This is a genomic window from Halopseudomonas sp. L-58 (assembly GCF_056859475.1).
Map to the genome: position 1 here is coordinate 44,165 of NZ_JBSXON010000059.1, position 25,618 is coordinate 69,782.

Annotated in this window: 24 protein-coding genes; 9 read left to right on the forward strand and 15 right to left on the reverse strand. The window is 61.9% G+C overall.

Annotation, left to right across the window (positions count from 1 at the left end):
• Window positions 1-132 precede the first annotated feature (132 nt).
• From acs to AC13EY_RS09310, 4 genes are all read left to right on the forward strand, one after another.
• The gene (gene acs / locus AC13EY_RS09295) at window positions 133-2,073 is read left to right on the forward strand and encodes an acetate--CoA ligase (RefSeq protein ID WP_228246874.1); all 1,941 of its coding nucleotides are present in this window, start codon (window positions 133-135) and stop codon (window positions 2,071-2,073) included.
• A 122-nt stretch (window positions 2,074-2,195) separates the two neighbouring features.
• Entirely contained in the window at window positions 2,196-3,377 is a 1,182-nt protein-coding gene (locus AC13EY_RS09300) for an acetyl-CoA C-acetyltransferase (protein ID WP_228246873.1), read from the forward strand.
• 172 nt (window positions 3,378-3,549) lie between these two features.
• Window positions 3,550-4,611, forward strand: a complete 1,062-nt coding sequence (locus AC13EY_RS09305; RefSeq protein WP_233048363.1) for an acetyl-CoA C-acetyltransferase — start codon at window positions 3,550-3,552, stop codon at window positions 4,609-4,611.
• Window positions 4,608-6,713 (forward strand): enoyl-CoA hydratase-related protein, encoded by a 2,106-nt coding sequence (locus AC13EY_RS09310; RefSeq protein ID WP_482876503.1) that lies wholly within the window; start codon window positions 4,608-4,610, stop codon window positions 6,711-6,713. The genes AC13EY_RS09305 and AC13EY_RS09310 overlap by 4 nt, the downstream gene beginning before the upstream one ends.
• Here the strand turns inward: AC13EY_RS09310 and AC13EY_RS09315 are convergent.
• The 6 genes from AC13EY_RS09315 to AC13EY_RS09340 form a co-directional block, all read right to left on the reverse strand.
• Complete coding sequence (locus tag AC13EY_RS09315; protein ID WP_335600597.1) at window positions 6,699-7,376, reverse strand: MOSC domain-containing protein; 678 nt, start codon at window positions 7,374-7,376, stop codon at window positions 6,699-6,701. The genes AC13EY_RS09310 and AC13EY_RS09315 overlap by 15 nt on opposite strands.
• Before the next feature lie 58 nt (window positions 7,377-7,434).
• Window positions 7,435-7,857: a hypothetical protein gene (locus tag AC13EY_RS09320; protein ID WP_228246869.1), complete on the reverse strand. Its 423-nt coding sequence runs from the start codon at window positions 7,855-7,857 to the stop codon at window positions 7,435-7,437.
• Between the two features lie 87 nt (window positions 7,858-7,944).
• Window positions 7,945-8,508: a CPCC family cysteine-rich protein gene (locus tag AC13EY_RS09325; protein WP_269688586.1), complete on the reverse strand. Its 564-nt coding sequence runs from the start codon at window positions 8,506-8,508 to the stop codon at window positions 7,945-7,947.
• Between the two features lie 53 nt (window positions 8,509-8,561).
• Window positions 8,562-8,951, reverse strand: a complete 390-nt coding sequence (locus AC13EY_RS09330; RefSeq protein ID WP_228246867.1) for an MmcQ/YjbR family DNA-binding protein — start codon at window positions 8,949-8,951, stop codon at window positions 8,562-8,564.
• Window positions 8,952-8,967: 16 nt separating this feature from the next.
• Window positions 8,968-10,551 carry a sensor histidine kinase gene (locus tag AC13EY_RS09335; protein WP_269688585.1) on the reverse strand — a complete coding sequence of 528 codons (1,584 nt, stop codon included), beginning with the start codon at window positions 10,549-10,551 and terminating at the stop codon, window positions 8,968-8,970.
• Between the two features lie 139 nt (window positions 10,552-10,690).
• A complete protein-coding gene (locus AC13EY_RS09340) occupies window positions 10,691-11,686 on the reverse strand; it encodes an AraC family transcriptional regulator (RefSeq protein WP_335600598.1) in 996 nt (331 codons plus the stop codon).
• Between the two features lie 103 nt (window positions 11,687-11,789).
• Between AC13EY_RS09340 and AC13EY_RS09345 the strand changes: the two genes are divergently transcribed.
• Window positions 11,790-12,722, forward strand: a complete 933-nt coding sequence (locus AC13EY_RS09345; protein WP_228246864.1) for a sterol desaturase family protein — start codon at window positions 11,790-11,792, stop codon at window positions 12,720-12,722.
• A 25-nt stretch (window positions 12,723-12,747) separates the two neighbouring features.
• Window positions 12,748-13,467 (forward strand): pseudouridine synthase, encoded by a 720-nt coding sequence (locus AC13EY_RS09350; RefSeq protein WP_335600599.1) that lies wholly within the window; start codon window positions 12,748-12,750, stop codon window positions 13,465-13,467.
• Here the strand turns inward: AC13EY_RS09350 and AC13EY_RS09355 are convergent.
• Complete coding sequence (locus AC13EY_RS09355) at window positions 13,437-13,814, reverse strand: cupin domain-containing protein (RefSeq protein WP_228246862.1); 378 nt, start codon at window positions 13,812-13,814, stop codon at window positions 13,437-13,439. The two genes, AC13EY_RS09350 and AC13EY_RS09355, sit on opposite strands and share 31 nt — an antisense overlap.
• Complete coding sequence (thpR, locus tag AC13EY_RS09360) at window positions 13,814-14,347, reverse strand: RNA 2',3'-cyclic phosphodiesterase (RefSeq protein ID WP_335600600.1); 534 nt, start codon at window positions 14,345-14,347, stop codon at window positions 13,814-13,816. Before thpR ends, AC13EY_RS09355 begins: the two co-directional genes overlap by 1 nt.
• Before the next feature lie 183 nt (window positions 14,348-14,530).
• Here thpR and AC13EY_RS09365 point away from each other — a divergent pair, with 183 nt between their 5' ends.
• Both AC13EY_RS09365 and AC13EY_RS09370 read left to right on the forward strand, forming a co-directional pair.
• Complete coding sequence (locus AC13EY_RS09365) at window positions 14,531-14,914, forward strand: MarR family winged helix-turn-helix transcriptional regulator (protein WP_228246860.1); 384 nt, start codon at window positions 14,531-14,533, stop codon at window positions 14,912-14,914.
• A gap of 14 nt (window positions 14,915-14,928) precedes the next feature.
• Window positions 14,929-15,684, forward strand: coding sequence for a siderophore-interacting protein (locus AC13EY_RS09370; protein WP_335600601.1), 756 nt, complete (start codon window positions 14,929-14,931; stop codon window positions 15,682-15,684).
• A gap of 62 nt (window positions 15,685-15,746) precedes the next feature.
• Here the strand turns inward: AC13EY_RS09370 and AC13EY_RS09375 are convergent, their stop codons facing one another.
• Window positions 15,747-16,655 (reverse strand): LysR family transcriptional regulator, encoded by a 909-nt coding sequence (locus tag AC13EY_RS09375; RefSeq protein WP_335600602.1) that lies wholly within the window; start codon window positions 16,653-16,655, stop codon window positions 15,747-15,749.
• 281 nt (window positions 16,656-16,936) lie between these two features.
• On the opposite strand from AC13EY_RS09375, the gene AC13EY_RS09380 reads away from it, so the two are divergent.
• Window positions 16,937-17,131 carry a hypothetical protein gene (locus tag AC13EY_RS09380; protein WP_233048375.1) on the forward strand — a complete coding sequence of 65 codons (195 nt, stop codon included), beginning with the start codon at window positions 16,937-16,939 and terminating at the stop codon, window positions 17,129-17,131.
• A 53-nt stretch (window positions 17,132-17,184) separates the two neighbouring features.
• Here AC13EY_RS09380 and AC13EY_RS09385 read toward each other — a convergent pair whose 3' ends face one another.
• The 6 genes from AC13EY_RS09385 to infB all read right to left on the reverse strand — a co-directional run bounded on the left by AC13EY_RS09385 (window position 17,185) and on the right by infB (window position 25,598).
• A complete protein-coding gene (locus tag AC13EY_RS09385; protein ID WP_335600603.1) occupies window positions 17,185-18,876 on the reverse strand; it encodes a hypothetical protein in 1,692 nt (563 codons plus the stop codon).
• Window positions 18,877-19,026: 150 nt separating this feature from the next.
• Window positions 19,027-21,135 carry a polyribonucleotide nucleotidyltransferase gene (gene pnp / locus AC13EY_RS09390; protein ID WP_335600604.1) on the reverse strand — a complete coding sequence of 703 codons (2,109 nt, stop codon included), beginning with the start codon at window positions 21,133-21,135 and terminating at the stop codon, window positions 19,027-19,029.
• 87 nt (window positions 21,136-21,222) lie between these two features.
• On the reverse strand, window positions 21,223-21,492 hold the full coding sequence (rpsO, locus tag AC13EY_RS09395) for a 30S ribosomal protein S15 (RefSeq protein ID WP_088276391.1): 270 nt from the start codon (window positions 21,490-21,492) through the stop codon (window positions 21,223-21,225).
• A gap of 190 nt (window positions 21,493-21,682) precedes the next feature.
• Entirely contained in the window at window positions 21,683-22,603 is a 921-nt protein-coding gene (gene truB / locus AC13EY_RS09400) for a tRNA pseudouridine(55) synthase TruB (RefSeq protein ID WP_335599024.1), read from the reverse strand.
• 3 nt (window positions 22,604-22,606) lie between these two features.
• The gene (rbfA, locus tag AC13EY_RS09405; protein WP_335600605.1) at window positions 22,607-22,993 is read right to left on the reverse strand and encodes a 30S ribosome-binding factor RbfA; all 387 of its coding nucleotides are present in this window, start codon (window positions 22,991-22,993) and stop codon (window positions 22,607-22,609) included.
• Window positions 22,994-23,087: 94 nt separating this feature from the next.
• Window positions 23,088-25,598: a translation initiation factor IF-2 gene (infB, locus tag AC13EY_RS09410; RefSeq protein WP_482876499.1), complete on the reverse strand. Its 2,511-nt coding sequence runs from the start codon at window positions 25,596-25,598 to the stop codon at window positions 23,088-23,090.
• Window positions 25,599-25,618 lie beyond the last annotated feature (20 nt).

Here is a 25,618-nt window from a genome sequence, read left to right on the forward strand (position 1 = left end):
AAATGGCCTAGACTGATCGCACAGCCCCAACGGCTTTGTCGGTCCGGAATCTCTGCTGCAGCACCGGAATGACCCTCTTCAGGGCCGGCTGACAAGAGACTGCCTGAATTCAATAACAAGAGGGGAATACCCATGTACGCAATCGAAAACCACAAGGTGTCCGAGTCCGCTCGCGCGCATACCCACCTGGATGACGCGACCTATCAGCGTATGTACAGGCAGTCGCTTGAGCAGCCCGACCAGTTCTGGGCCGAGCAGGCCGAACGCTTTCTGACCTGGGACAAGCGCTGGAGCAAGGTACACGAAAGCGATCTGAGCAAAGGTCAGGCTGCCTGGTTTATCGACGGCAAGCTCAACGTCAGCGTCAACTGCATTGACCGCCACCTGGCCGAGCATGGCGACGAGATCGCCATTATCTGGGAAGGTGACGACCCGAGCCAGGATGCCCGCATCAGCTACCGCGAACTGCACGACAAGGTCTGCCGACTGGCCAACGTGCTGAAGGCGCGCGGTGTCAGCAAGGGTGACCGTGTCTGCCTGTACATGCCGATGATCCCCGAAGCGGCCTACGCCATGCTGGCCTGCGCGCGTATCGGTGCGGTTCACTCGGTGGTCTTTGGTGGCTTCTCGCCGGACGCACTCCGTGACCGTATTCTCGATGCCGACTGCCGTGCAGTCATTACCGCCGACGAGGGCGTGCGCGGAGGCAAGACCGTCCCGCTGAAGGTCAACGTCGAAAAAGCGCTGAAAGACTGCCCCGACGTCCACACTGTGATAACCGTCAAGCGCACCGGTGCTGACGTTGCCTGGGATGAAAAGCGTGACGTCTGCTACACCGAAGCGACCAGCGCTGCGAGCAACCAGTGTGCGCCAGAACCGATGGACAGCGAAGACCCGCTGTTTATCCTTTACACCTCCGGCTCCACCGGCAAACCCAAGGGCGTGCTGCACACCACCGGCGGCTATCTGCTGATGGCGGCAATGACCCACTACTACGTGTTCGACTATGTGCCGGGCGAGGTCTACTGGTGTACGGCTGACGTGGGCTGGATCACCGGCCATTCCTATATCGTCTACGGCCCGCTTTGCAACCGCGCGACCACCGTGCTGTTTGAAGGCGTACCGACCTACCCGGATGCATCCCGCTGCTGGCAGGTGATCGACAAGCACCAGATCAACATCTTCTACACCGCGCCAACCGCTCTGCGCGCACTGATGGCCAAGGGCGATGAGCCGGTCAAGTCGTCCTCGCGCGCCAGCCTGCGCCTGCTCGGCAGCGTCGGCGAGCCGATCAACCCGGAAGCCTGGGAATGGTATTACCACGTGGTCGGCGAGCAGCGTTGCCCGATTGTCGATACCTGGTGGCAAACCGAAACCGGCGCTGCCATGATCACTCCGCTGCCGGGCTGTACCCTGCTCAAGCCGGGTTCGGCCACCCGCCCGTTCTTCGGCGTCGAGCCGGCCCTGTACGACCCCGAAGGCAACGAACTGGAGGGACCAACCAGCGGCAACCTGGTAATCAAGCGTTCCTGGCCGAGCCAGATCCGTACCGTTTACGGTGACCACCAGCGCCTGATCGACACCTACTTCAACACCTACAAGAACGTCTACTTCACCGGTGACGGCGCCCGCCGCGATGAAGACGGCTACTACTGGATCACCGGCCGGGTCGATGACGTGCTCAACGTCTCCGGTCACCGTATCGGCACCGCCGAAGTGGAGAGCGCACTGGTGCTGCACGACGCGGTCGCCGAAGCGGCCGTAGTAGGCTGCCCGCACGACATCAAGGGCCAGTGCATCTACGTCTATGTCACCCCGATGAACGGCGTTACCCCAAGCGAGGAGCTGGTCAAGGAACTGAAGGCCTTCGTGGCCGATCAGGTTGGTGCCTTTGCCCGCCCCGAGTTCATGCAGTGGGCTCCAGGCCTGCCGAAGACCCGTTCGGGCAAGATCATGCGCCGCATTCTGCGCAAGATCGCCTGCAACGAACTCGACAGCCTTGGCGACACCTCGACCCTGGCCGATCCGGCGGTTGTACAGGATCTCATCGCCAACCGCATCGAGCACGCCTGACGCGGTTCGTCGCCCTGGTACTGCACTAATGCTGTACCAGGGCCGAGACAACTTGTCTGGAGTAGGGCGCCCCTCTATGCTTGTGCACTCGAAAAACAGTGCCTGCATAGAGGAGCCCGTTCATGCAAGAGGTCGTGATTGTTGCCGCCACCCGTACCGCCATCGGCAGTTTCGGGGGCCAGTTTGCCAAGGTACCCGCCCATGAGCTGGGTGCTACCGTTATCCGCCGCTTGCTCGACGAAACCGAAATCGATCCGGCTTCGGTTGACGAGGTCATCTTCGGCCAGGTTCTGACCGCAGGCTGCGGCCAGAATCCCGCTCGCCAGGCTGCTATCCACGCCGGCCTGCCGCACAGCGTTCCCGCTCTGACCCTGAACAAGGTCTGTGGCTCCGGCCTCAAGGCATTGCATCTGGCCGCTCAGGCCATCCGCTGCGGCGATGCCGAAATCATGATCGCCGGTGGCCAGGAGTCCATGAGCCTGTCGCCGCACATCATCCCGACCTCCCGCACCGGTCAGCGTATGGGTCATGGCCAAATGATCGACACCATGATTCAGGACGGCCTGTGGGATGCGTTCAACAACTATCACATGGGCATTACCGCCGAAAACCTGGTCGAAAAGTACGGCATCAGCCGCGAGGAGCAGGACGCCTTCGCCGCCGCCTCCCAGCAGAAAGCGGTTACCGCACGCGATACTGGCGTATTCGATCAGGAAATCACTCCGGTGAGCATTCCCCAGCGCAAGGGCGACGCCCTGCTGATCACCCAGGATGAGCAACCCCGCGCCGGTACCACTGCCGAAAGCCTCGCTGCGCTCAAGCCTGCATTCAAGAAAGACGGCAGCGTTACCGCCGGCAACGCCTCCAGCCTGAACGATGGCGCCGCTGCAGTGCTGATGATGAGCGCCAGCAAGGCCGCCGAGCTGGGCCTGCCGGTGCTGGCCCGCATCGCCTCCTACGCCAACGCCGGCGTTGATCCGGCGATCATGGGCATTGGCCCGGTTTCAGCCACTCAGCGCTGCCTGGCCAAGGCCGGCTGGCAGGTTGCCGATCTGGATCTGATCGAAGCCAACGAGGCATTCGCGGCTCAAGCCCTGGCTGTCGGCAAGGAACTGCAGTGGGACGCCAGCAAGGTCAACGTCAACGGCGGTGCCATCGCACTGGGTCACCCGATCGGCGCCTCCGGCTGCCGTGTACTGGTGACTCTGCTGCACGAAATGCTGCGCCGCGACGCCAAGAAAGGCCTGGCGACGCTATGCATCGGCGGCGGCCAGGGCGTTGCTCTGGCGCTCGCCCGCGACTGATCCCCCTTCCGGCGGCGCCTTTCAGGGCGCCGCACTTTTGCTCATCACTTATCTACACTGAACTGATCCGGGTCGGTCCGGTCATAGCCTGCGCGGCCTTCCCGTCACGGAAAGTCGCACGGGCCTGCGCCGCGCATCCGCCTGATTTGACGTTCAACCACACGAGCCCTGCATGGACAGCCAGACCAATCACTCTGCCTCCGCGCCAGCCGCTGTTTTTCTCATTGATGGCCTGCGCACGCCCTGGGTCAACGCCGCAACGCTGCAGACCAGCGGCTTTGGTCTGCTCGACCTGGCGCTGCAGTGCGGCGCACCGCTGCTGCTGCGCTGTGCGGTTCCTGCGCACCGGCTGGACAGCCTGATTCTCGCGGCGGACGGCGCATCTCAGGTACACCCCCTGCGCAAACGCCTGCGGCTGGACAGCACGACCGAGCTGTATCAATGCAGCCATGGCCTCTCGGCAGTTGCGCTGGCCAGCCAGCAGATTCGCAGCGGCGACGCCGACCTGGTGCTGGTCATCAGCGCCGATCGGCAAGCCGCACCCCAGGAGCCACTGCTGACGTCCGCCAAGCGCACAGCGCGCATGTTCGATATACAGGATGAAGACGCCAGTGCCTTCGCTGAAGCCAGTCGCCTGCGCGCTGACGATGCCGAACAGGGCGGACTCACTGCCCGTCACCGTGTAACCCTGTTCGATAGCCAGGGGCGCACACACAACGAAGACCAGGCGAACGCAGTGGCGGGTGCCTGCGCCCTGCTGCTGGCCTCAACGGCGGGACTGCAACAGCTGAAACGCGCGCCGCTCGCCCAGCTCGGAGCCGGCACGCATGCCCAGGCACCGTCTGACTACCCGACGCTGGCACCCTTGCTGGCGTCCACACGCCTGCTGCGCCAGCAGCGGTTGTCGCTCGACGATATCGATCAATGGGAGCTGCCGGAGTCGCCTGCACTGGCACTGCTGAGCCATCTGGCCGCCTGGCAGGATGCCGATTTCTGCCGCCGTCAGCTTGAGCTGGAACAGCCCGTCGGCCGTCTGGACCCGTGCAGCCTCAACGTTCACGGCGGCAGCCTCGCCCTCGGCACACTGAGCGCGGGTGACGGCTGCCGCCAGGTGCTGCAGCTGGCGGACAGCCTGCAACGTCATGCGCTTTGCCGCGGCATCGTTTGCGATCAGCACGCCGACGGCCACGCGCGGGCACTGCTGATCAGCTACCCACAGGAGACCAGCGCATGACCGAGGCGAGCAACCCGCTCACGCTGCGCGAACGCGAGCTGGGGCCGTTCAACTATCTGGAACTGCAGCACCCTGCCCAGCCCACCTGGCGCCACTGGCGCCTGCGCCGGGACGAACGCAACGTAGCCTGGTTGCTGTTCGACCACGCCGACAGCAACGCCAACCTGCTCTGCGTGGCGGCGATGACCGAGCTGGGCGACGTGCTGGCCAGCCTGCGCCGCGACATGCCGGCTGCGCTGGTCATACGTTCGGCCAAGCCGTCCGGGTTCTGCATGGGCGCTGATCTGAAAGACTTCCGCCAGCTCGACAACGAAGCCGATGCGGTGCGGCAACTGGTCGACGCCCACCTGCTGGCCCAGCAACTGATCGACCTGCCCTGCCCGACCCTGGCTGTGCTGCATGGCGAGACCCTGGGCGGCGGGCTGGAGCTGGCGCTGTGCTGCGACATGCGGCTGGCAACGCCGGACACCCGCACCGGCCTGCCGGAAATTCGAGTTGGACTGCATCCCGGGCTGGGCGCTACCGCACGCTTGCCCGACCTGATCGACCCGATGCTGGCGATGCGCATGATGCTGACCGGCAAGGCGCTTAGCGCCGAACAAGCCCACAAGGCAGGGCTGCTTGACCAGGTCGCTGCCGAGCACAAGCTCAGGCCGCTGATCGACGATGCCCTCAACGGCCGGCTGGAGCTGCGGCGCCGTAACCTGAAAGCGCGCCCGTTCCGGCTGAACTGGGTGCGCCGACTGGCCGCACTGGCTATGCGCCGTCAGGCCGGCGCCAAGGCCGACCCGCGCCACTACCCGGCGGCTGAGGCCCTGATCGAGCTCTGGCAGCGCCACGGCGGCCAGCCCGACCTGCTGCTGCACCGGGAGATCTATTCCTTCGCGCGCTTGCTCAATAGCCCGACCAGCCGCCACCTGATTCAGTTGTTCTTCCAGCGCCAGCGCCTCAAGGAGCTGGCCGCCGGCAAGGAAAGCCGTCGCCTGTCCCAGCTGCATCTGATCGGCGACAGCGAAGACAGTATTCAGCTTGCGGCACTGGCGGCGCTGGCCGGCCTGCGCGTCAGCGTTGGCGGCTCGGCAGCCAGCATGAGCGCCTGCATCGGGCAGATCCGCCGGCTGGCCCGTGACGACGCACAGCGCCAGCAGGCGCTGGACGCGCTGGTTTTTGATCCGCAGCACCACGGGGTGGCGCTGGCCGATGCCGTGATCGACAGCCAGCAGGCGGATATGGAACAGCGCCGCGCGCAACTGCAAACACTGGAAACCAGCCTGCGCCCGCAGGCCCTGGTGCTCAGCTTCGCCGATCCGGTAGAGCCGCTGCGCGCCGCACTCGGCGATGCCGGCCGCCTGCTGGGCCTGCGCTTCGCTTCGCCAGAGCGCGGCGCCCTAGTCGAGATTGCCGCGCATAGCACCAGCCGCACTATCAGTCAGCAGCACGCCCGTCAGCTGGTCGGCCAGCTAGGCTGTCTGCCGCTGCCGGTCAGCAGCCAGCCGGGTCTGTTGTTGCGCCGGGTGCTGGCACCCTGGCTGCTGGAAGCCATGTTGCTGCTGGAGGAAGGAGCCAGCGCCGACGCCATCGAACAGGCGGCCCTGGCGTTCGGCTGCCCCCAAGGCCCGCTGGCAATTGCTGAGGGATGGGGCCTGAGCCACTGCCTGGCCCTGTTCGAGCGCCTGCACGGCGAACGCGACACCCCCTTATCGGAGCCCCCTGCCATCCTGAGCAACAGCGTCGAGCAGGGGCGCACATCGTTGCTTGCCCCCAAACGGCGCCGTTGGAAAACCGGCAAAACCCGGTCAGCCAAACTCAGCGCCGACCAGGGCGACCGGTTGCTGCTCAGCCTGCTCAATAGTGCGGTACGCGCCTGCCGTCAGGGTATTGTCAGCGACGCGGACATGCTGGATGCAGCTCTGGTGCTGGCAGGCTATTTCCCGCCGTTTCGCGGCGGGCCGCTTTGTCACGCACGCGAAACCGGACATGCGGCGATCGTGCAGCGCCTGCGTGAGCTGAGTAACGATCTCGGCCCCCGCTTTGCGCCGGACCCGGGCTGGCAACCGGTGCTCGAAGACGCGGCCCCTGGGGAGCCTTTACAGGCCGGGTAGCGGCTGGGTCTGCTGCTCGGCCCGGCGGAGCTTCTGCTGCATCTCGGCGCGCATCTTCTCGGCCAGCGGTGCGTCCAGCAAGCGGCGCAGAAAGGTCGGATTCAGGCCCTTGCCGTGGCAGTAACGGAACACCTCGTTGATGCTGGGGAAGGCCGTATCACCCGGGGTTACGGCTAGCGTCTGTCCGACGCAGACGACACCTTCGTTGAGCACCCGCGCGTAGGCGCCGCAGCGTTCGGCTTTCACGAAGGCCTTGGCAAAGCGACTGTCGCCCACCCGTGCCGCCAGTGTTGAGCAGGGAATCCGCGGTGCGGTGATCTCCAGCAACAGCTCGCCAATGCGCACACGGTCGCCGATGCGCAGCTCCGGCCACCAGTGCGAGAGAGTCAGGTTCTCGCCAAAAAAGCCGGGCTCAAGCGGGCGCTGCAGCTGTTCGCTCCACCAGTCGATGTCTACCTGACTGTAGAGGTAGACCGCCTGATCGGGGCCGCCATGGTGCTTCAGGTCGGCAATAAAATCCCCGGCAATGCCGCCGGCACCGATCAGCACTTCGCCGCTGCAGGCCTGTTTGAAATGCCCGGTACGGGTTAAACGCGTACCAATGCGCAGTGCCTGCGGCTCGGCGGCATTGATCGACAGCAGGGTAACGGCGGTTTCAGTCATGATGGGCGCTCATCCGGCGTGGGAAAGCCCCCAGTCGAGCGGATATACCCCATTGCTGTCAACCACGGCGCGCCAGATAGCCCCGCGCCAGAAACAGAAAATGCGCGCTGCCGATCAACGGCAGGACCACCAGCATCAGATTGGCAGCCGGCGATAACGTCCAGTGACTATAGAAGGTCAGCAGGCTGGCCACACCCAGCAACAGCATGATCACGATGGCCCGGGGCGAAGCCACTTCACGCGTCGGCACAACCACCTTGGACACCAGCTGGATCAGAGCCCAGAGGCCGCACAGCCCACCAAGCAGTAACAACGTAAGCAGCCAGGCGAAGGGTTTGTCCGCCTCGTTGGCAAAGGCCATCGGCAGCATCAGCACACCTAGACCAATCAGCACCACCAGGCTGCCAAAACACACTACGGCCTCAAGCAGGTACCCTCTGCCACTGGAACGCAGCAAGCGTCGAACGGCACTCTCTCTCATGCGCCAGATACTCCCGATCCTGCAGCTGTCTGTATCAGCGCAGAAAGCACAAGACATGTTCCGGACATAGGCTGGGCCTGCAACTCGTCAGTGATAATGCAATGCACGGTAACGCCGCCGCGCTTGCCTGTCGACCCGCGCAACCGATGCCGGATCGCAGGCGCCCAGCGTCAGTACGTTCTGCCGTCCTGCCGCCAGGGTCAGATGGTTGGGCGCGCTGAATTCTGCCGGGGCACGCACGCCGTCATCTTCCCAAAAGCAGACAGGGCAGATTTCATAGCCGCTTTCACTGCTCAGGCTGAAATAATCACAGCACGGGCAGGGAAACATCGGCTCAGCCTCACCGTCGACCTGCTGGACGATCATGCCGCGTTCGCTCAACGCCTCACGCAGATAGCTGTTGGTCACGCCATACAAATCCTCAACCAGACTGGCCTGTACCAACGGGTCCAGCTGGCTGTCGTTCGGGTTGGCAGGCTCAACGCCGCGACATACCAGCGCTCTTAGCGTGTCAGGCAGGGCAGCCACCTGCGGATCACCCTCACAGAAGCCGCAGAAGAACCAGAAGGCAACAACCTCGGCACGCTCTGATGGGGCCATTTGCGCCATCATCAACCTGGCCAGTTGTGCTTTTGCCTGCTCTCGCTGCATCGGTTTTCTCCATGGCACGCTTTCCCACTTCAAAGCGTAGCAGGCGCACACCATCAGATTCCGCCGGCTGCGCCTCGATACAACGCATCATGCCCATGGCGCGCCTCCAGCCCCTGCCGCACGGCTCGCGCCAGACCTTTGACCACCAGTGCGTAAGACTGATCAATCAGGCGCTGCAGCTCGCCCTCAGGCAGGCTGCCGTCGTTACGGACCGTATTCCAGTGGCGCTTGTTCATGTGATATCCGGGACTGACCGCAGCAAACAGGTCACGCAGGCCGACCGCCTCTTGCGGATCGCACTTGAGATTGATGCACTCGCAACCGGCCCGCTGGAACACCAGCGCAAACAGCTTGCCTTGAACCCTGAAAACCTGGGCCTGCGGACCGAACGGATAGGCCTCCTCGGCCTCGGGTTTGCTGCTCAGGTAGCCTTGCAAATCCATCTGCGCCCCTTGTTGGCTAGTGTGGGTCAGTCGTTAATTTGGGAATGTGCAGGGTGAAGCAGGTGCCCTGCGGAGAGGACACAAAGTCAATCCGTCCGCCCATGCCCTCGATCAGCCCGCGGGCAATGGCCAGCCCCAAACCTGTTCCCCCTGTCTTGCGACTGCTGGAACCGTCAGCCTGAGTGAATCGATCGAAAACCCGGGGCTGAAACGCCGGCGGAATGCCATCGCCCTGGTCGGTAACACTGACGCGCCAGGTACGCTCATGCTCATCGGAATGCACAGCAATACTGACCGCTGAGCCAGCCGGGGAGAACTTCACCGCATTGGACAATAGATTATCCAGCACCTGACGGAATCGGGTGGCATCCACCCGGACCCAGGCTTGCGGGCAGGGATTGTCGTAGATCCAGCGGATTTCATGCTGCGCCGCGTAGCCGGCGTTTTCCTCAATCGCCGCCTCCAACAGTGCACTCAGTCGCAGCGGCTGCATATCCAGAGGCAGTTGTCCGGCCGCCAGCTTGTCGATATCAAGCAAATCACTGATCAGCCTCAGCAGGTGCTCGGCATTGCGGCGCGCCACCGCAACCAGGTCCTGAGCCTTGTCGGAGAGCTCCCCCACGACCCCGCCAGCCAGCAGGCTGAGGGTACCGATAATACTGGTCAACGGTGTGCGCAATTCATGATTGACCGTTGAGACAAAGTCGTTCTTGAGGCGCTCGTTCTCGGCCCGCATGGCCTCACGCTCGCGCTGCTGGGCAATGGCATTGCCCCACGCATAGCCCAGCAGCAGCAGAATCAGCGCCAGACCCGCGTACAGAGTCCAGTGCCGCAGTTGCACACCCGCCGCCGGTTGGCGGTTCTGGAGGACCAGTCGCCAGGTCACGCCGGGCAAGTGAATGGGCATGCTCTGCTGCACCTCATCTGCGACCAGCGCGTCACCCCAGATCGGTACCACCTGCCCATCGGGCTCGACGCGCTGCAACTGAATGTGCAGATCCTGCCAGCGTGGCTCGGTTTCCAGCATGCCCAGTACCAGATCAGCATTGATCACGGTGCTGACCAGCCCCCAGTAGCGGTCATCCATGAATACCGGGACCCGATAGAGCAGCGCCTGCCCGCCCTGCACCAGCTGCAGCGGCCCAGCCAGCACGGGTGTGCCAGTCTGCATCATCCGCTCAACGGCGGGCCACTGGGCCGGGGTTTTGCGATAATCGAGCCCAAGGGCGGCCTCATTGCCGGCAAGGGGATAGATCAGCGCAATACGATTATCCGGCGCAATACCAATGTTACGGATATCGGTAGCACCGGCCAGCATGCTGGCAAGCCAGCCCTCGATGGACTGCCGGTCCGACATGCCCTTCTGACTGTGCAAAAAAAACACCAGGCCACGCGTCAGATAGATGCCATCGAGTAACCGGGTCTCGAGCGTGCTGCGCACATCAGAAGCGCGGATGATCAGATCATGCTGGACCTGTTCGCGCTCAAGCGTGCGCCATTGCCAGACCAACAGTTCAATGGCGAGCACACCCAGCACAGCCAGGAGCGAGAGGCTGACAAGCAAACGGCGAAAGCGCCTTTCCAGCCGCCACCAGGTCATGGTTTACCCACCAACAGCCCTGGACAGAGGCCAAGACTCCCAAGATCAGACCTGCGGAATTGAATAAACGGCATGCGGCAGATTTCCGTCAAAATGGGTAGTCCGTACTGTAAGCTGAAACGTACCGCTGCGCTTGGCCCTATCGCAGGGTACGACGCCAGCGGGCAGGTGTTGTCCCGGTCCAGCGACGAAAAGCCCTGTTCAGGGCACTCTGCTCGGAAAACCCAAGCAAGAGCGCAACCTCACCGAGTTGCAGCGTCGAGTCTGCCAGATAGGCTTCAGCAAGCCGCTGCCGGGTGCGATCGAGCAAACTCCGCCAAGTCAGGCCGCGCTGCTGCAGACGACGTTGCAGGGTTCGCGCAGACAGACACAGCTCCTCGGCAACGAGTTCTAATCCAACCTCACCCTCCGGTAGCCGACGCACCAGCGCCCGCTGCAGTGCGCAATCAAAGGCATCCGCTCCAGGCAGCGCCAGCAGCAGAGCCCTGGCCTGTTGATCCAGCTGCTCGCGCACGTCCGGATCACTGTGCGGCAGTCGGCAGGCCAGCCAACTGACTGGCAATGCGACCTCGGTAGCGGCAGCGTCAAATACGACCTCACAGCCAAAAAAGGCGTCATAGGCCGCGCGCGAACGAGCATCAGGCGCGGGAAAGACAAATCCGACCCGAGCCACAGCCGATACCTCCGGCAGCAGCCGTCGCAGAAAACTGACCAGCGCTGCAATGGCTACGGTATCGGCCGAGGCCCCGGTACTGGCATCAGCATCCCAGCAGAGCACAACCAGCTCACCCTGCACGCGTACACGAACCAGTTGCTGACCGTAGAACAGCTGCTCATAGCGCTGGTAGACCTGCAATGCCTCGCCCAGCGTATGGCTGGCAAGGCTCAGGTAGCCAAGTACGCCGACATGCCGCGGCCGAACTTGCGCGCCTATCTCCAGCGCCGGCACAACCGCCGTTGCAGGCAGCATACTGGCGCGCTCCAGCAGTTGCTGCCAGAGTGCCAGAGGCACCGCCTCGTCCTGACGCCGACTATCCAGCAGCAGGCGCAAATCCGGGGCGGGGAACTGGTAAAGATCAAGCCAGTCAGTCAGCAGCTGTATCCAGCCGCCGGTGACCCGCATGGGCATGGCCATGGTGATTCCTGTTGGCGTATTGGGTCAAAAATGCAGCATATCTGGTCAATATTCAAGCGGCGCTATGGCGCATCATCACATTCGATAGCACCTGGAGGGGATGATGGAACGCCTTTATGACAGCTTTGCCCAGGTGCTCGCAGACAGCGGCCTGACGACCCTGCTGAACGCTCTGCCCGCCTGGCTGGCATTCGATGAGCGCCAGCTGATATTCGTCCTGGCTACACCGGTGTTCATTGGCGTATTCGTCTGGGAGTACCTTAAAATCCGCCACGACCACAGGCTGGTCGACACCCGGGAGTCCGTGCGCAACTTCATGCTCGGAGCCGGATACCAGACGACAGAGTTACTGTTCGCCGGCCTGATTGCCTTCCCGGTTCACGCACTGGCCTACCAGCATCGACTGTTCGATATTCCGCTGACCTTCACTACGGCAGTTCTGCTCTGGGTGCTGACCGATCTGTGCTTCTACTGGATGCATCGCAGCTCCCACCGAATACGCTGGTTCTGGGCCGCACACGTGACCCACCATTCCAGCGAGCGGATGAACTTCTCCACCGCCATGCGCCAGAACGCGACCAATATCTTCAACGGCGGCTGGCTGTTCTATGTGCCGCTATCGCTGCTGGGCTTCAACCCGGTATGGATCGGCGTCTGCTATGCCCTGTCACTGGTGTATCAGTTTTTCATCCATACCACCCTGATCGGCAAGCTGCACCCGACTATCGAGTATGTGTTCAACACGCCGAACCACCATCGGGTTCATCACGCCCGCAACCCCGGTTACATCGATACAAACTACGGTGGTGTCTTCATTCTCTTTGACCGGCTGTTTGGGACATTTGCCAGCGAGCGCGACGATCAGCCGATCGAGTACGGCATTACCCGACCTGTCTGCAGCAACAGTCTGTTGGTCAACTGGCTGCACGAATACCGCGACATCGCCCGCGACATGCGCAAACCGGGCACGCTTTGGCAGCGCCTGCAACATCTCTGGCGCCCGCCGGAGTGGGAGCGCACCCATCGCGAGGAGTGATGACAGACGCGTATACTCCGCGACCATGAAACTCGACCGATTTATCAGCAATAACACGCCCCATAGTCGGCAGACCGCGCGCCTGCTGATTGCCAGCGGCCGGGTAACCGTTGCCGGTAAGCAGGTCTTTGACCCGCGTTTTGAGGTCGACCAGTTCGTGGCTATCTGTCTGGAAGAACAGCTGCTGCAATACCGTCCTGCATTGTTCTTCATGTTGCATAAACCGGTCGGCTACCTGAGCGCCACCCGCGACCCGCAGCACCCAACCGTGCTGGAGCTGTTTCCTGCCGAGCTGCGCGCGGAGCTGCATATCGGTGGCCGCCTGGATCGCGGCTCCAGCGGACTGCTGATTCTGACCAACGACGGCAGCTGGTCGAGGCGGCTGACAGAGCCCAGGATAAAGCTGCCCAAGACCTATCACGTCACGACACTGCGGCCCATCACCAGCGACACCGCCGAGCGTTTTGCTGCCGGGATCTACATGACCACCGAGCAGCTGACCACCTCACCGGCGCAACTGGAGCAGCTCGGTGCACGAGAATGCCGGCTAACCATCTACGAAGGCCGCTATCACCAGATCAAGCGAATGTTTCATGCCGTTGGCAATCAGGTGGCTACCCTGCACCGCGAAAGCATGGGCGCGATTCAACTCGACCCTGCGCTACGGCCAGGGCAGTACAGGGCCCTCACCGCTGCGGAAGTCGCCTCGGTCGATCAACCGGCCACCGGCTCCAGATCCTCGTAGCAGCCCGGCACAAAGCGCGGCGTGCATAGTGCCAAAAACACCAGCACCTGCTCGCCGACGCAGCGGATACGCTGCGGGCAGCCCGCCGGGATGACCACCACATCACCGGCGCCCACCAGCCGGGCCGGCTGATCTGCCAGTTCGACCAGCCCCTCACCTGCCTCGATCAGATAACGTTCGGTCACCCCGTGCAACCGATGCCAGCGAGTCTGCCCGCCCAGCGGCAGGCGCGCGCGAGCCACCGACAACAGCGGATCATCCGCCGCATTGGACAGTTCATGGATATAACAGCCTTCGTCAAAGTAATACTCGGCTGCGGGGTCGTAACGACGAATCAATGGCTGCATCAGCCCTCCAATGGATAACGCGCCAGTACCGAGTAGCGCGAGCCACCGGAGCCAGGATCGCTGTTGAACAGGCAAAGCTCTTTCACCTGCCAGGGCGACGACAGCAATCCCCGCCGACGCTGGAGGAAACCTTGCAGAGGCCCGCTGCCCGAGCCGCAGCGCGCCAGCGTGACATGCGGCACAAAGCGCTGCGGATCGGCGGCGCACCAAGGGGCGATCAGCTCGTCGACCTGCTCACGCAGCGCCTGCAGCGGCGCTGGCGCAAGCACGCCAGCCCAGAGAATACTTGGCCGTTGCGGCGAGCCGAAATAGCCGACTCCGCCGAGCTGAAGTAAAAACGCCGGCGCATCAAGCGCAGCCAGCGCCGATGTCAACTCGGCCACCTGCAGATCTTGCACATCACCGATGAAACGCACAGTCAAATGCAGCTGCGCAGCCGTCTGCCAGCGCAAGGAAACAATCGGCTCCTGCAGAGCCAGTAACTGCTGACACTGATGCTCAGGCAACTCCAGACCAAGAAACAGGCGCGGCATCAATTTCCTCCATTAGCCCTTTCCTTCTCAATGTAGCCGCTCGTCGGCACAGCCGGCAATTGATTGACACAGTCAACCAAAATAAACATAGTTGAGAACATCAACCTAATTACAGCCAAATTGATGCAACACCCATCACTCAGCCACGCTCTGCAGCAAGTCGCTCACGCCTATCGAAGCCACATGGTGCAAACCATCCGTGACGCCAATCTGCCGTTGCCCGGCACCCATGTCCGTATTCTCAAGGCAGTGTGCTATGTGGAGGCTTGTACCGCCCGGCGCATCGCCCAGCGCATGCGCCGTGACAAGGCACAGATCACCCGCGTACTCAATGATCTGCTTGAAGCAGGACTGATCAGCAAGGCCTGCAACCCGGCAGACAAACGCAGTCAGTTGCTGCACCCAACCCCGGCAGGTGAGGCAATGATGCAGCGCATTCAGGAACTTGAGCAGCAAACGCTTACACGCATGACCCGTGACCTGACCCAAGCAGAGGTCGAGCACTTTATCCGTATCGCCTGGCATATGACCCAAAACCTGGAAGGCGACCTGCCACCAGACAGCTGATTGGAGAATTATCCATGGCCAAACCCGCACCACGGACCCTGCAGGTCCTCTGCAAGCAGCCAGTGACTCGCAACATGCTGCGAGTCACCCTCGGTGGAGAAGGCATGCAAGCCTTCCCGGATGCCCAGGCCGGCGCTTATATCAAACTGATTTTCCCGGCGACCGCCACCCAGCCCCAACGGATGCGTACCTATACCGTGCGCGCCCAGCGTCCAGGCGAGATTGATGTCGACTTTGTCCGTCATGCCGACGACGGTCCGGCCTCAAGCTGGGCCGAGCAATGCAGCCCTGGCGATACCATCCTGATTGGCGGGCCTGGGCCGCGCAAGCCACTGCCGCAGGACGCCGACGGATTTGTTGTAGTCGGTGACATGACTGCCCTGCCGGCTATCAGTGTCAATCTGGAGTCCCTGCCGGTCAGCGCCTGCGGAGTCGCGGTACTGGAAGTGATCGATCCGGCGGATATTCAGCCATTGAACGCGCCAACCGGTATCGCGCTGAACTGGCTGGTCAACCCCGAGCCCGGCAGCAACCCTGCGGCACTGGTGGAGCGTCTGCGCCAGATAGACTGGCCGGCAGGTCGCGTGAATGTATGGGCCGCGTGCGAATTCGCCAGCATGCGTGCATTGCGCCAATTCCTGCGAGAGGAACGCCAAATCGTCCGCAGCGACCTGTACATCTCCAGCTACTGGAAGCATGGCGCCAGCGAAGACCAGCACAAGCAGGAAAAGCGGGGCGATGCCGAACAGGACACCCGATACTCCGCATGAGGCTGCAGCCGGTGCAGCAGCGCCAGCTCGATTTCCGGCGCCACCCTTGCAGGCGGCGCCCATCAACGCGCTGCCCGGTCGCCACGCTGCGCCAGGGTTTCCACACAGTGATCGATAAAAGCACGCACCGGCGGCAGCATGCCGCGGGGCGTGGTGAAGACCATGTGAATCTGGCCTTCCAGTGCATGCCATTGGGGCAGGATGTGAACCAGCCGGCCTGAACGAACCTCCGGCTCGCAAATATGTTCAGGCAACAACACCACGCCCTGACCGGCAACTGCCGCCTCGCATATCAGTTGCAAGTCACCGCAACTGATATGCGGGGCATGGTGAAAGTCGCAGGTCTCGCCTGCATCATTGGCAAACTCCCAGCGATCCCGTTCCAGCATGTCGCCAACCGACAGGGTTGGGAAACGGCTGAGATCCTCCAGCTGTGCCGGCGCGCCCCCCATGCGCTGCAATAGCGCTGGGCTGGCAACCAGAATACGTGCGCCAACCCCAAGCGAACGCATAGCCAATGACTGATCGGTATCGAAACGGGTTGCCACTCGGAAGGCAACATCGATGCGCTCATTAATCAGATCAATCCGCTGACTGGACAGCCGGATCTGCACGCGTACTTGCGGATAGCGGGTCATGAAGTCGACCAGGGTATCGCGCCCCAAATACTCCAGCATGCCGGAAGACATGCTGACTCGAACCGTACCGGACACCTCATCACGCGCTGTCATCGCCAGCGCCTCGGCCGACTCCAGCCGCTGCAGGATCACTTCGCATTCACGATAAAGCTCGCGCCCCAGATCCGTCACCCGGAAGTGGCGAGTGGAGCGCTCGATGAGCCGGGCGCCGAAGTGTGTCTCCAGCCGCGCAACCCGCTTGCTGAGTTTCGACTTGCGCTCACCCGTTGCTCGTTCGGCGGCCGCAAACCCGCCAAAACGCACGACGCGAGCAAAGCACAACAGATCGTTCATATCCTGCATCGCAAGCGCCACCAGGGTTGTTCAGAGGGACCCGAATGCACAGTGAGACGGGCGTAAACGGGCCTATTGTTTCCAAAAAGGAAATTCTGAATCGCCAAATAGTGCGCTACTGCGACACTTTGTCGCTGCCATATAGTGACCACACCGCCCTTGCGACAGGTTCTCGACAGAAAGTCGAGAACCAGAAATCCTGCAAAAACAGAAACAGTTTCAGAATATTTCAGAAGTATACGCTGGAACCGGGGCGGTACTCATCAACAGGAGAACCCTGCATGAAAAATCTGTCTGCATTGATTGTTGCATCCTTCCTCGCCTCCAGCCCTGCTATCCAGGCCGATGACAACCGCCAGCGCCTACAGCAGAACAGTGACCGCACAGCCAGTCAAAGTACCGCTGACTATCTTCAGGAGCTCATCGAGGCGCAGGCACGGGCCGATACCGACACAGACGACCAAGGCAAGGCCTGATACCCCATTAGCAATAGCGAGCGCTTCGGTGCAACCCGGGGGCTCCGGCTTACTCACGACAGCTGTGGCAAGAAAAGCAGCAGCGCCAGAGTCACCGGAATCAGAATGGCCCCCATCACCGCCTGCGGGTGGCGACAGCGCCACAGTGCCATCCAGACAGCCCACGGCGGACTCAAGCGCGAAGCTTTGAGCCGCGGGAAGACCAGCGTCTCCAGCGCCTGACGGTCAAACACCGGCTGCATTGGGTTGCCCAGAAACAGCACAAGGTCATCCGCAATCAGATGGGTCGCGCTATAGCGTACCTCGGCCAGCGGGACGGTGCGCTGCCTGCCCTGCCCATCCAGGATCAACGCCCGATCGGACACCCCAAGCCGCTGCCGCGCCGAGGCCCACAGATCATGGATCATGAGCCCCAGGCAGAGCGCGCCGTAGCACGCCAGCAACACCAGCGGCCAGGCGGAGCTGCCCAGCATCACTATCTGAAACAACACATACCCGAGTGCTGCAACGACGAGCACCAGCATCGGCATGATCCAGCGCAGGCGCCGTTGCAGCCGATTGGGTAGCCAGTAGACGTCGCCTCCGGGAATCGGCGCAGGTTCTGCCGCGACCGCCGCAATGAACCCGCGACCGGCCAAACCACGGAACTGCGCCAGGGTTTCCTTGCGCTCCAGCAACCACGCCGCGGCAAAGCCAGCGACCAGGCCAAGCCCCATCACCCCAAGTCCCAGCCACCCCAGCCAGCGGTAGTGCTCACGCTGCTGCGTCGCCTGCTGCTCCAGCGAGGTCAGCGTCGGACTCGCTATCGCGGTCGGGTGTTCGCCCCGACTATCCAGCAGGAAAAGCCGTTGCGCGGCACCGTCGACCACCCACAGACGTTCACGCCAAAACTCGAATGCCAACGGATCACCGATCAGCTCGGCAGCAGGCGTGGCAATGACCTTCAGATCGCCATCAAACTGAACCAGGCGGCCATCGCGCATGGCGTTATTGGCCAGGTTGACCAGCCAGCCATCCGCGCGTTCGGCAAACTGATGTGGCCAGCGCAGCGCGCCCTGGGCCGGCAGCTCAACATCGCGCCTTCGCGAGCCAAAGTCATCGACGCCGTCATCCAGCATCACCAACCGATGGTTATTGGTATCGGCGACCCAAAGACCATCAGCGGTCAGTCGAAGCTGATTGGGGAAACGCAGCAGTCCTTCAGGTGTGCGCTTCAGCTCAAGCTGATCGGCAGACAGGCGGTAAACATGGAAGCCGGGCGTATCCGCAACAAAGAGAACATCGTCTGCCGCCAGCGCAAGACGAAAGGCACTGTCCATTGCCGGCAGCAGTCGACCGTAGGGTTCACAGGCCAGTTGAGGCAGGGCGCAACGATAAAACCCCTCAGGACCAACGGGAGCCCTGCCGGCGGTCTTCTGCAGCCGCAGGTAGCGCGCCAGCCAGTAGTCGAACCCGGCTTCTTCGGGGCGATGATAGACCAGCAGATCACCATTACTGAAAAAGGCATGGTCACCCACCGGAGCGATACCGGCCTGACCAATATCCAGATGCTGTTGCTCCCGGCCCTCGTGATCAAGCCAGACCAGGTGAGAGCCGAGGCGCACAGACAGCCCGGCTGCCTGGGGCCGAATAAAGCCATAACCCGGAACATCCAGTCGCAACTGGTTGGCCCAGAGGTACCCCAGCAATCCAAGGGTCGTAAACAGCACTACACCCGCAGCCGCCAGCCGGGACGTCCCTTTCATTTCGCCGCTCCATCATCGCAATACAGGCAGAAGCATCACCCAGACGACCAGCGAACGCAAACAGGGTGTGCCAACCCGATCATGCAGGGTGAATGCCCACAAAAAAACCCGGCCGAAGCCGGGTTTCCTGATGCCTGAGGCAGCGGGTCGTCAGACTCCGCTGGTCTCGGCAGCTTCAACGTCCTTCATGGACAGCTTGATACGGCCGCGGTTGTCCACGTCCAGTACCAGAACCTTCACTTCTTGACCTTCCTGCAGTACGTCGGTCACCTTCTCGATGCGCTCATTGGCGATCTGGGAAATGTGAACCAGGCCGTCCTTACCCGGCAGGATGTTGACGAAGGCACCGAAGTCGACAATGCGCTCGACCTTACCGGTGTAGACCTTGCCGATTTCGGCCTCGGCAGTGATGGCGTCAACACGTGCCTTGGCAGCGTTGGCGGCGTCCTTGCTGGCGGCGAAGATCTTGACCATGCCGTCGTCGGTAATGTCGATAGAGGCGCCAGTCTCGTCACAGATACCACGGATGGTTGCACCACCCTTGCCGATAACGTCGCGGATCTTCTCCGGGTCGATCTTCATGCTCAGCATGGTCGGCGCATTGGAAGAGATTTCCTTGCGCGACTCGGGCAGCACTTCGTTCATCTGCTTGAGGATGTGCAGACGCGCTTCGTGCGCCTGCTGCAGCGCGATTTCCATGATCTCTTCGGTGATACCGTTGATCTTGATGTCCATCTGCAGCGCAGTAACACCCTTCTCGGTACCGGCCACCTTGAAGTCCATGTCGCCCAGGTGATCTTCGTCACCCAGGATGTCGGTCAGAACAGCGAACTTCTCGCCTTCCTTGACCAGACCCATGGCAATACCGGCAACCGGCGCCTTCAGCGGCACGCCCGCGTCCATCAGCGCCAGAGAGGCACCGCAAACGGACGCCATGGAGCTGGAACCGTTGGACTCGGTGATCTCGGAAACCACACGGATGGAGTACGGGAACTGATCCATGTCGGGCATGACAGCCTGAACGCCGCGACGCGCCAGACGGCCGTGGCCGATTTCGCGGCGGCCAGTACCGCCCATACGACCACACTCACCTACCGAGTAGGGAGGGAAGTTGTAGTGGAACATGAAGGGCTCTTTGCGCTCGCCTTCGAGCATGTCGAGCAGCTGGGAGTCACGTGCGGTACCCAGGGTGGTCACAACCAGCGCCTGCGTTTCGCCACGGGTGAACAGTGCAGAACCGTGAGTGCGGTCCAGAACGCCAACCTCAATATTCAGCGGACGGACAGTCTTGGTGTCACGACCGTCGATACGCGGGTTGCCGTTAACGATGCTTTCGCGAACTGTGCGGTATTCGATCTCGCCGAACACGTCCTTGACTTCACCAGCCGGGAACTTGCCTTCGTCTTCGCCGGACAGCGCGGCAACGGCCTGGTCACGCAGCTCGCCCAGACGGGTGTAGCGCTCCTGCTTGTTGACGATGGTGTAGGCGTCAGCAATGCCGGCACCGAACTGGCTCTTGATGGCATTGATCAGCGCGGTGTTCTCCGCCGGCGCCTGCCAGTCCCATGCCGGCTTGCCAGCTTCGGCAGCGAATTCCTTGATGGCCGCAATCGCGCCCTGGAATTCCATGTGCGCGAACAGGACCGCGCCCAGCATCTGGTCTTCGGTCAGCTCTTGCGCTTCGGATTCAACCATCAGCACGGCTTCTTCGGTACCGGCAACCACCATGTCCAGACGCGAAGTGGCCAGTTCTTCGTAGGTCGGGTTCAGCACGTAACCGCGCTGATCGTCGAACGCAACGCGGGCAGCGCCGATCGGGCCGCTGAACGGTACACCGGAAATGGCCAGGGCAGCGGAGGTACCGATCATCGCGGCGATATCCGGATCGGTGGTCTTGTCGGTGGAAACGACGGTGCAGACAACCTGCACTTCGTTCATGAAACCTTCGGCGAACAGCGGACGGATCGGGCGGTCGATCAGGCGGGAAGTCAGGGTTTCCTTTTCGGAAGGACGACCTTCACGCTTGAAGAAACCACCGGGGATACGGCCGGCGGCGTAAGTCTTTTCGATGTAATGAACAGACAGAGGGAAGAAATCGCGGCCAGCTTCGGGCTGCTTGGCGGCCACAACGGTGACCAGAACGCTGACAGCATTGTCGATACTGACCAGAACGGCACCGGAAGCCTGGCGAGCAATGCGGCCTGTTTCCATAGTGACTGTGCTACTGCCTAACTTGAATTGCTTGATTACCGGTTTCACGGTGTCTTCTCTCTCTTCTTTTGCCTTTGGGGGAAACTCTGGGCATGGCCGGGGATCGGACCCGGCCATGTCCAAACGGAGCTGGTCTTAGCGACGCAGACCCAGACTGCTGATCAGAGCGCTGTAACGAGACAGGTCCTTCGACTTCAGGTAGTCCAGCAGCTTGCGACGCTGGTTAACCATGCGAATCAGACCACGGCGGGAGTGGTGATCCTTCTTGTTCTCTTTGAAGTGGCCCTGCAGCTTGTTGATGTTTGCAGTCAACAGAGCTACCTGGACTTCCGGAGAACCGGTATCACCTTCAGCACGCTTGTACTCGGCAACGATTGCAGCTTTTTCTTCAACACTCAGTGACATCTCGTATTTCCTCTGAGGTAACAGGCCGGGACCAGTGTCCCGTGTTTTAAATCGAGGAATGACCATGCCTGTTGACAGCCACCCTCGTGGCGACCCGCTATCGGGTCAACTCCATGCCGAATCATACTCCCGAATGATCGGGGATTCAGCCAATTCTGTATGACGTCCCGGCGGCACAAGCCGCGGAACATCACGCCTCGAAGCGCAACAACCGCTTGGGCGCAACCCGAGCATCGTCGGTCATTTCGCCGATACCGAGAAAGCGGCCACTGGCATCGCGCAGGCGCACCTTGCCAAACGCCGGACTACCCGGTACGCGTACCGCCTGTCCGTGATTCAGGTAGTAGGCGGTCTGCTCGGTCAACTCCAGGACCGGCCAGTCTTCCAGCCCGCTATCCATCGGCAGCAGCAGATGATCAAGCGCCTCCGCGCCACCCTCGGCGTGCAGCGCCTCAAGCGCCTCCAGGGTAACCGATTGGGACAAATCAAACGGCCCGGCCTTGATCCGGCGCAGCGCTGACACATGCGCGCCACAGCCCAGCGCAGCGCCGATGTCCTCGACCAGGCTGCGGATGTACGTCCCCTTGCTGCAGTGCACTTCCAGCTGCAGACGATCGCCTTCCAGGCCCAGTACCTTCAGTTGACTGATGGTGATGGTACGCGCCTTGCGCTCGATGGTTTCGCCGGCACGGGCCAGCTTGTAAAGCGGCTGCCCCTCATGCTTGAGCGCCGAGTACATCGGCGGCACCTGATCGATCTCACCGGTAAAGCGCGGCAGCAGTGCCTCGACGTCAGCCAGCGTCACGTTGACCGGCTTGATCTCCAGCACATCGCCCTCGGCGTCACCGGTGGCGGTGGTCATACCCAGACGCGCCTCGGTGACATACGCCTTGTCGGCGTCCAGCAGGTACTGGGAAAACTTGGTTGCCTCACCCAGGCACAGCGGCAGCACGCCGGTCGCCAGCGGATCAAGGCTGCCGGTGTGACCACCCTTGTTGGCGTTGAACAGCCAGCGCACCTTCTGCAGGGCCGCGTTGGAGCTCATGCCCAGCGGCTTGTCGAAAATCAGGATGCCGTCAATGGAACGGCGCTTGCTCTTCGCTCCTGCCACGGTTTACTCCTTGTCGCCATCGCCGTGCTGGCGATCCTCGGCCACTGCCCGCTCGATCAGCGAAGACAGATGCACGCCACGACGAATGCTCTCGTCGTACTGGAAATGCAGTTGCGGAATGGTTCGCAGCTTCATCGAACGCCCAAGCAGCATCCGCAGATAACCGGAGGCATCCTTGAGGATCTCAAGGTTGAGCGCGATGTCTTCGGCGCTGTCCCGGTTCATCAGAGTGATAAACACCTTGGCGTGGGACATATCGCGACTGACTTCAACCGCGGTCACGGTCACCATACCCAGACGCGGGTCACGTACCTCGCGCTGAATCAGTTGAGCCAGCTCACGCTGCATCTGATCCGCCACACGCTGGGTACGACTGTATTCTCTTGCCATATTAACCGTCTCAAGCAACAAACTCCGGGCTGCCTGGCAGCCCGGAGTTTGTTGCGAATGTCAGGCGGCGCCCCGCAGGACCGCCGCTGTAGTGTTACAGACTGCGCTGAACCTGAACACGCTCGAAGACCTCGATACGGTCACCGGGACGAACGTCGTTGTAGTTCTTGACGCCGATACCGCACTCCATGCCGTTACGCACTTCGCCCACGTCGTCCTTGAAGCGACGCAGGGATTCCAGCTCGCCTTCGTAGATAACGACGTCTTCGCGCAGAACGCGGATCGGACGGTTACGGTACACAGTTCCCTCGATGACCATACAACCGGCTACCGCGCCGAACTTCGGCGAACGGAATACGTCACGTACTTCAGCAACCCCCAGGATCTGCTCGCGGACATCGCTGCCGAGCATACCGGACAGTGCTTTCTTGACGTCATCGATGATCTCGTAGATCACGCTGTAGTAGCGCAGATCCAGACCTTCGCTCTCAACGATCTTGCGTGCAGTTGCATCGGCACGAACGTTGAAACCGAAGATCACCGCGTTGGACGCCAGCGCCAGGTTGGCGTCGGTCTCGGTGATACCACCGACACCGCCGGAGACAATCTTGACCTGTACTTCGTCGTTGCCCAGGTCGACCAGCGAGCCCTGCAGCGCTTCCAGCGAACCGCGCACGTCGGCCTTGAGCACGATGTTGAGGGTCTTCTTCTCGTCCTGGCCCATGCTTTCGAACATGTTTTCCAGCTTGGCCGAGTGCTGACGAGCCAGCTTGATCTCGCGGAACTTGCCCTGACGGAACAGAGCGACTTCGCGGGCCTTCTTCTCGTCGACAACGACGTTGAGTTCGTCACCGGCGTCCGGCGTGCCATCAAGACCGAGAATCTCGACCGGAATGGACGGACCGGCTTCCTTGATCGGCTGACCGTTCTCGTCGAGCATTGCCCGAACGCGGCCGTAGTTTACACCGGCGAGTACAACGTCCCCCTGACGCAGGGTGCCATTCTGAACCAGCACGGTAGCAACCGGGCCACGGCCCTTGTCGAGACGGGATTCAACGACGACACCGCGACCGGGTGCAGAAGGCTGAGCCTTGAGCTCAAGGACTTCGGCCTGCAGCAGAACCGCTTCGAGAAGCTCTTCGATGCCGGTACCGGCCTTGGCGGAAACCGGAACAAACATGGTGTCGCCACCCCATTCTTCCGGAATAACGTCACGGGCAGCCAGATCGTTCTTGATACGATCCGGATCGGCATCTTCCTTGTCCATCTTGTTTATGGCGACAACCACCGGAACACCAGCCGCCTTGGCGTGCTGAATCGCTTCCTCGGTCTGCGGCATCACGCCGTCGTCGGCGGCAACCACCAGAATCACGATATCGGTTGCCTTGGCACCGCGGGCACGCATCGCGGTAAACGCAGCGTGGCCGGGGGTATCCAAGAAGGTAACCATGTCACGATCGGTTTCAACGTGATATGCACCGATGTGCTGGGTGATACCACCGGCTTCACCGGAAGCCACCTTGGCACGGCGGATGTAATCCAGCAGCGAAGTCTTACCGTGGTCAACGTGACCCATTACGGTGACGACCGGCGCACGGCTGACTTCTTCACCTTCGTGGGCCAGCGACTCGACCAGTTTGTCTTCCAGGTCGCTCTCGCGAACCTGCTTGACCTTGTGGCCCATGTCTTCGGCAACGATGGATGCAGTGTCCTGATCCAGCACCTGGTTGATGGTGACCATGGTGCCGTTCTTGAACATGTACTTGATGACTTCAGCCGCCTTGACCGACATCTTCTGCGCCAGCTCGGCCACAGTGATGGTCTCGCCGATCACGACTTCACGCACCACCGGACCGGTAGGCTTCTCGAAGCCGTGCTGATTGCGCTTCTTGCCCGCCTTCAGCTTGCCACCGCCGCCACGGCGACGGGTTTCGGCTTCGTCATCAACCGAAATACGCGGAGCATGACGCGCCTTGTCCTTGCCACCATGACCGCCAGCACGCTTGCGACCACGCTCTTCTTCCTCTTCGCGGGCCTTGCGACGGCTTTCTTCTTTCTTCTTGTGGTGCTCGGCGGCAGCCTGCGCCGCCTCGGTCGGCTGAGGGGCCGGCGCAGCTTCTACAGCCGCAGCTGCCGGTTGTGCAGCGGCAGCGACAGCCGCCGCTTCAGCCTGACGCTTGGCCTCGGCCTCTGCTTCAATACGGGCAGCTTCCTCAGCCTGACGCTTGGCCTCGGCCTCGGCAGCCTGCTGACGCGCTTCTTCAGCGGCACGCAGCTGCTCCAGCTCGCGCTGGCGTTCGGCCTCCAGGTCGGCCGGTTCGCGCTTGACGTAAGTGCGTTTCTTGCGCACTTCGACGTTGACCGTCTTGCTGCCGGCAACCTTCAGGGTGCTGACCGTCTTGCGCTTGAGGGTAATCTTGCGCGGCTCCGAGCCGGAGTCGCCATGGGCGCTTTTCAGAAACGCCAGCAGGGCCTGCTTTTCGTCATCACTGACCGCTTGGGCAGGACCTGTTTGCGGCAAACCCGCTTCCTGCATCTGTTGCAGCAGGCGCTCTACCGGAGTACCTACTTCGTCAGCCAATTGTTTGACCGTCACTTCCGCCATTCACTTCTCTCCTCAGTCGG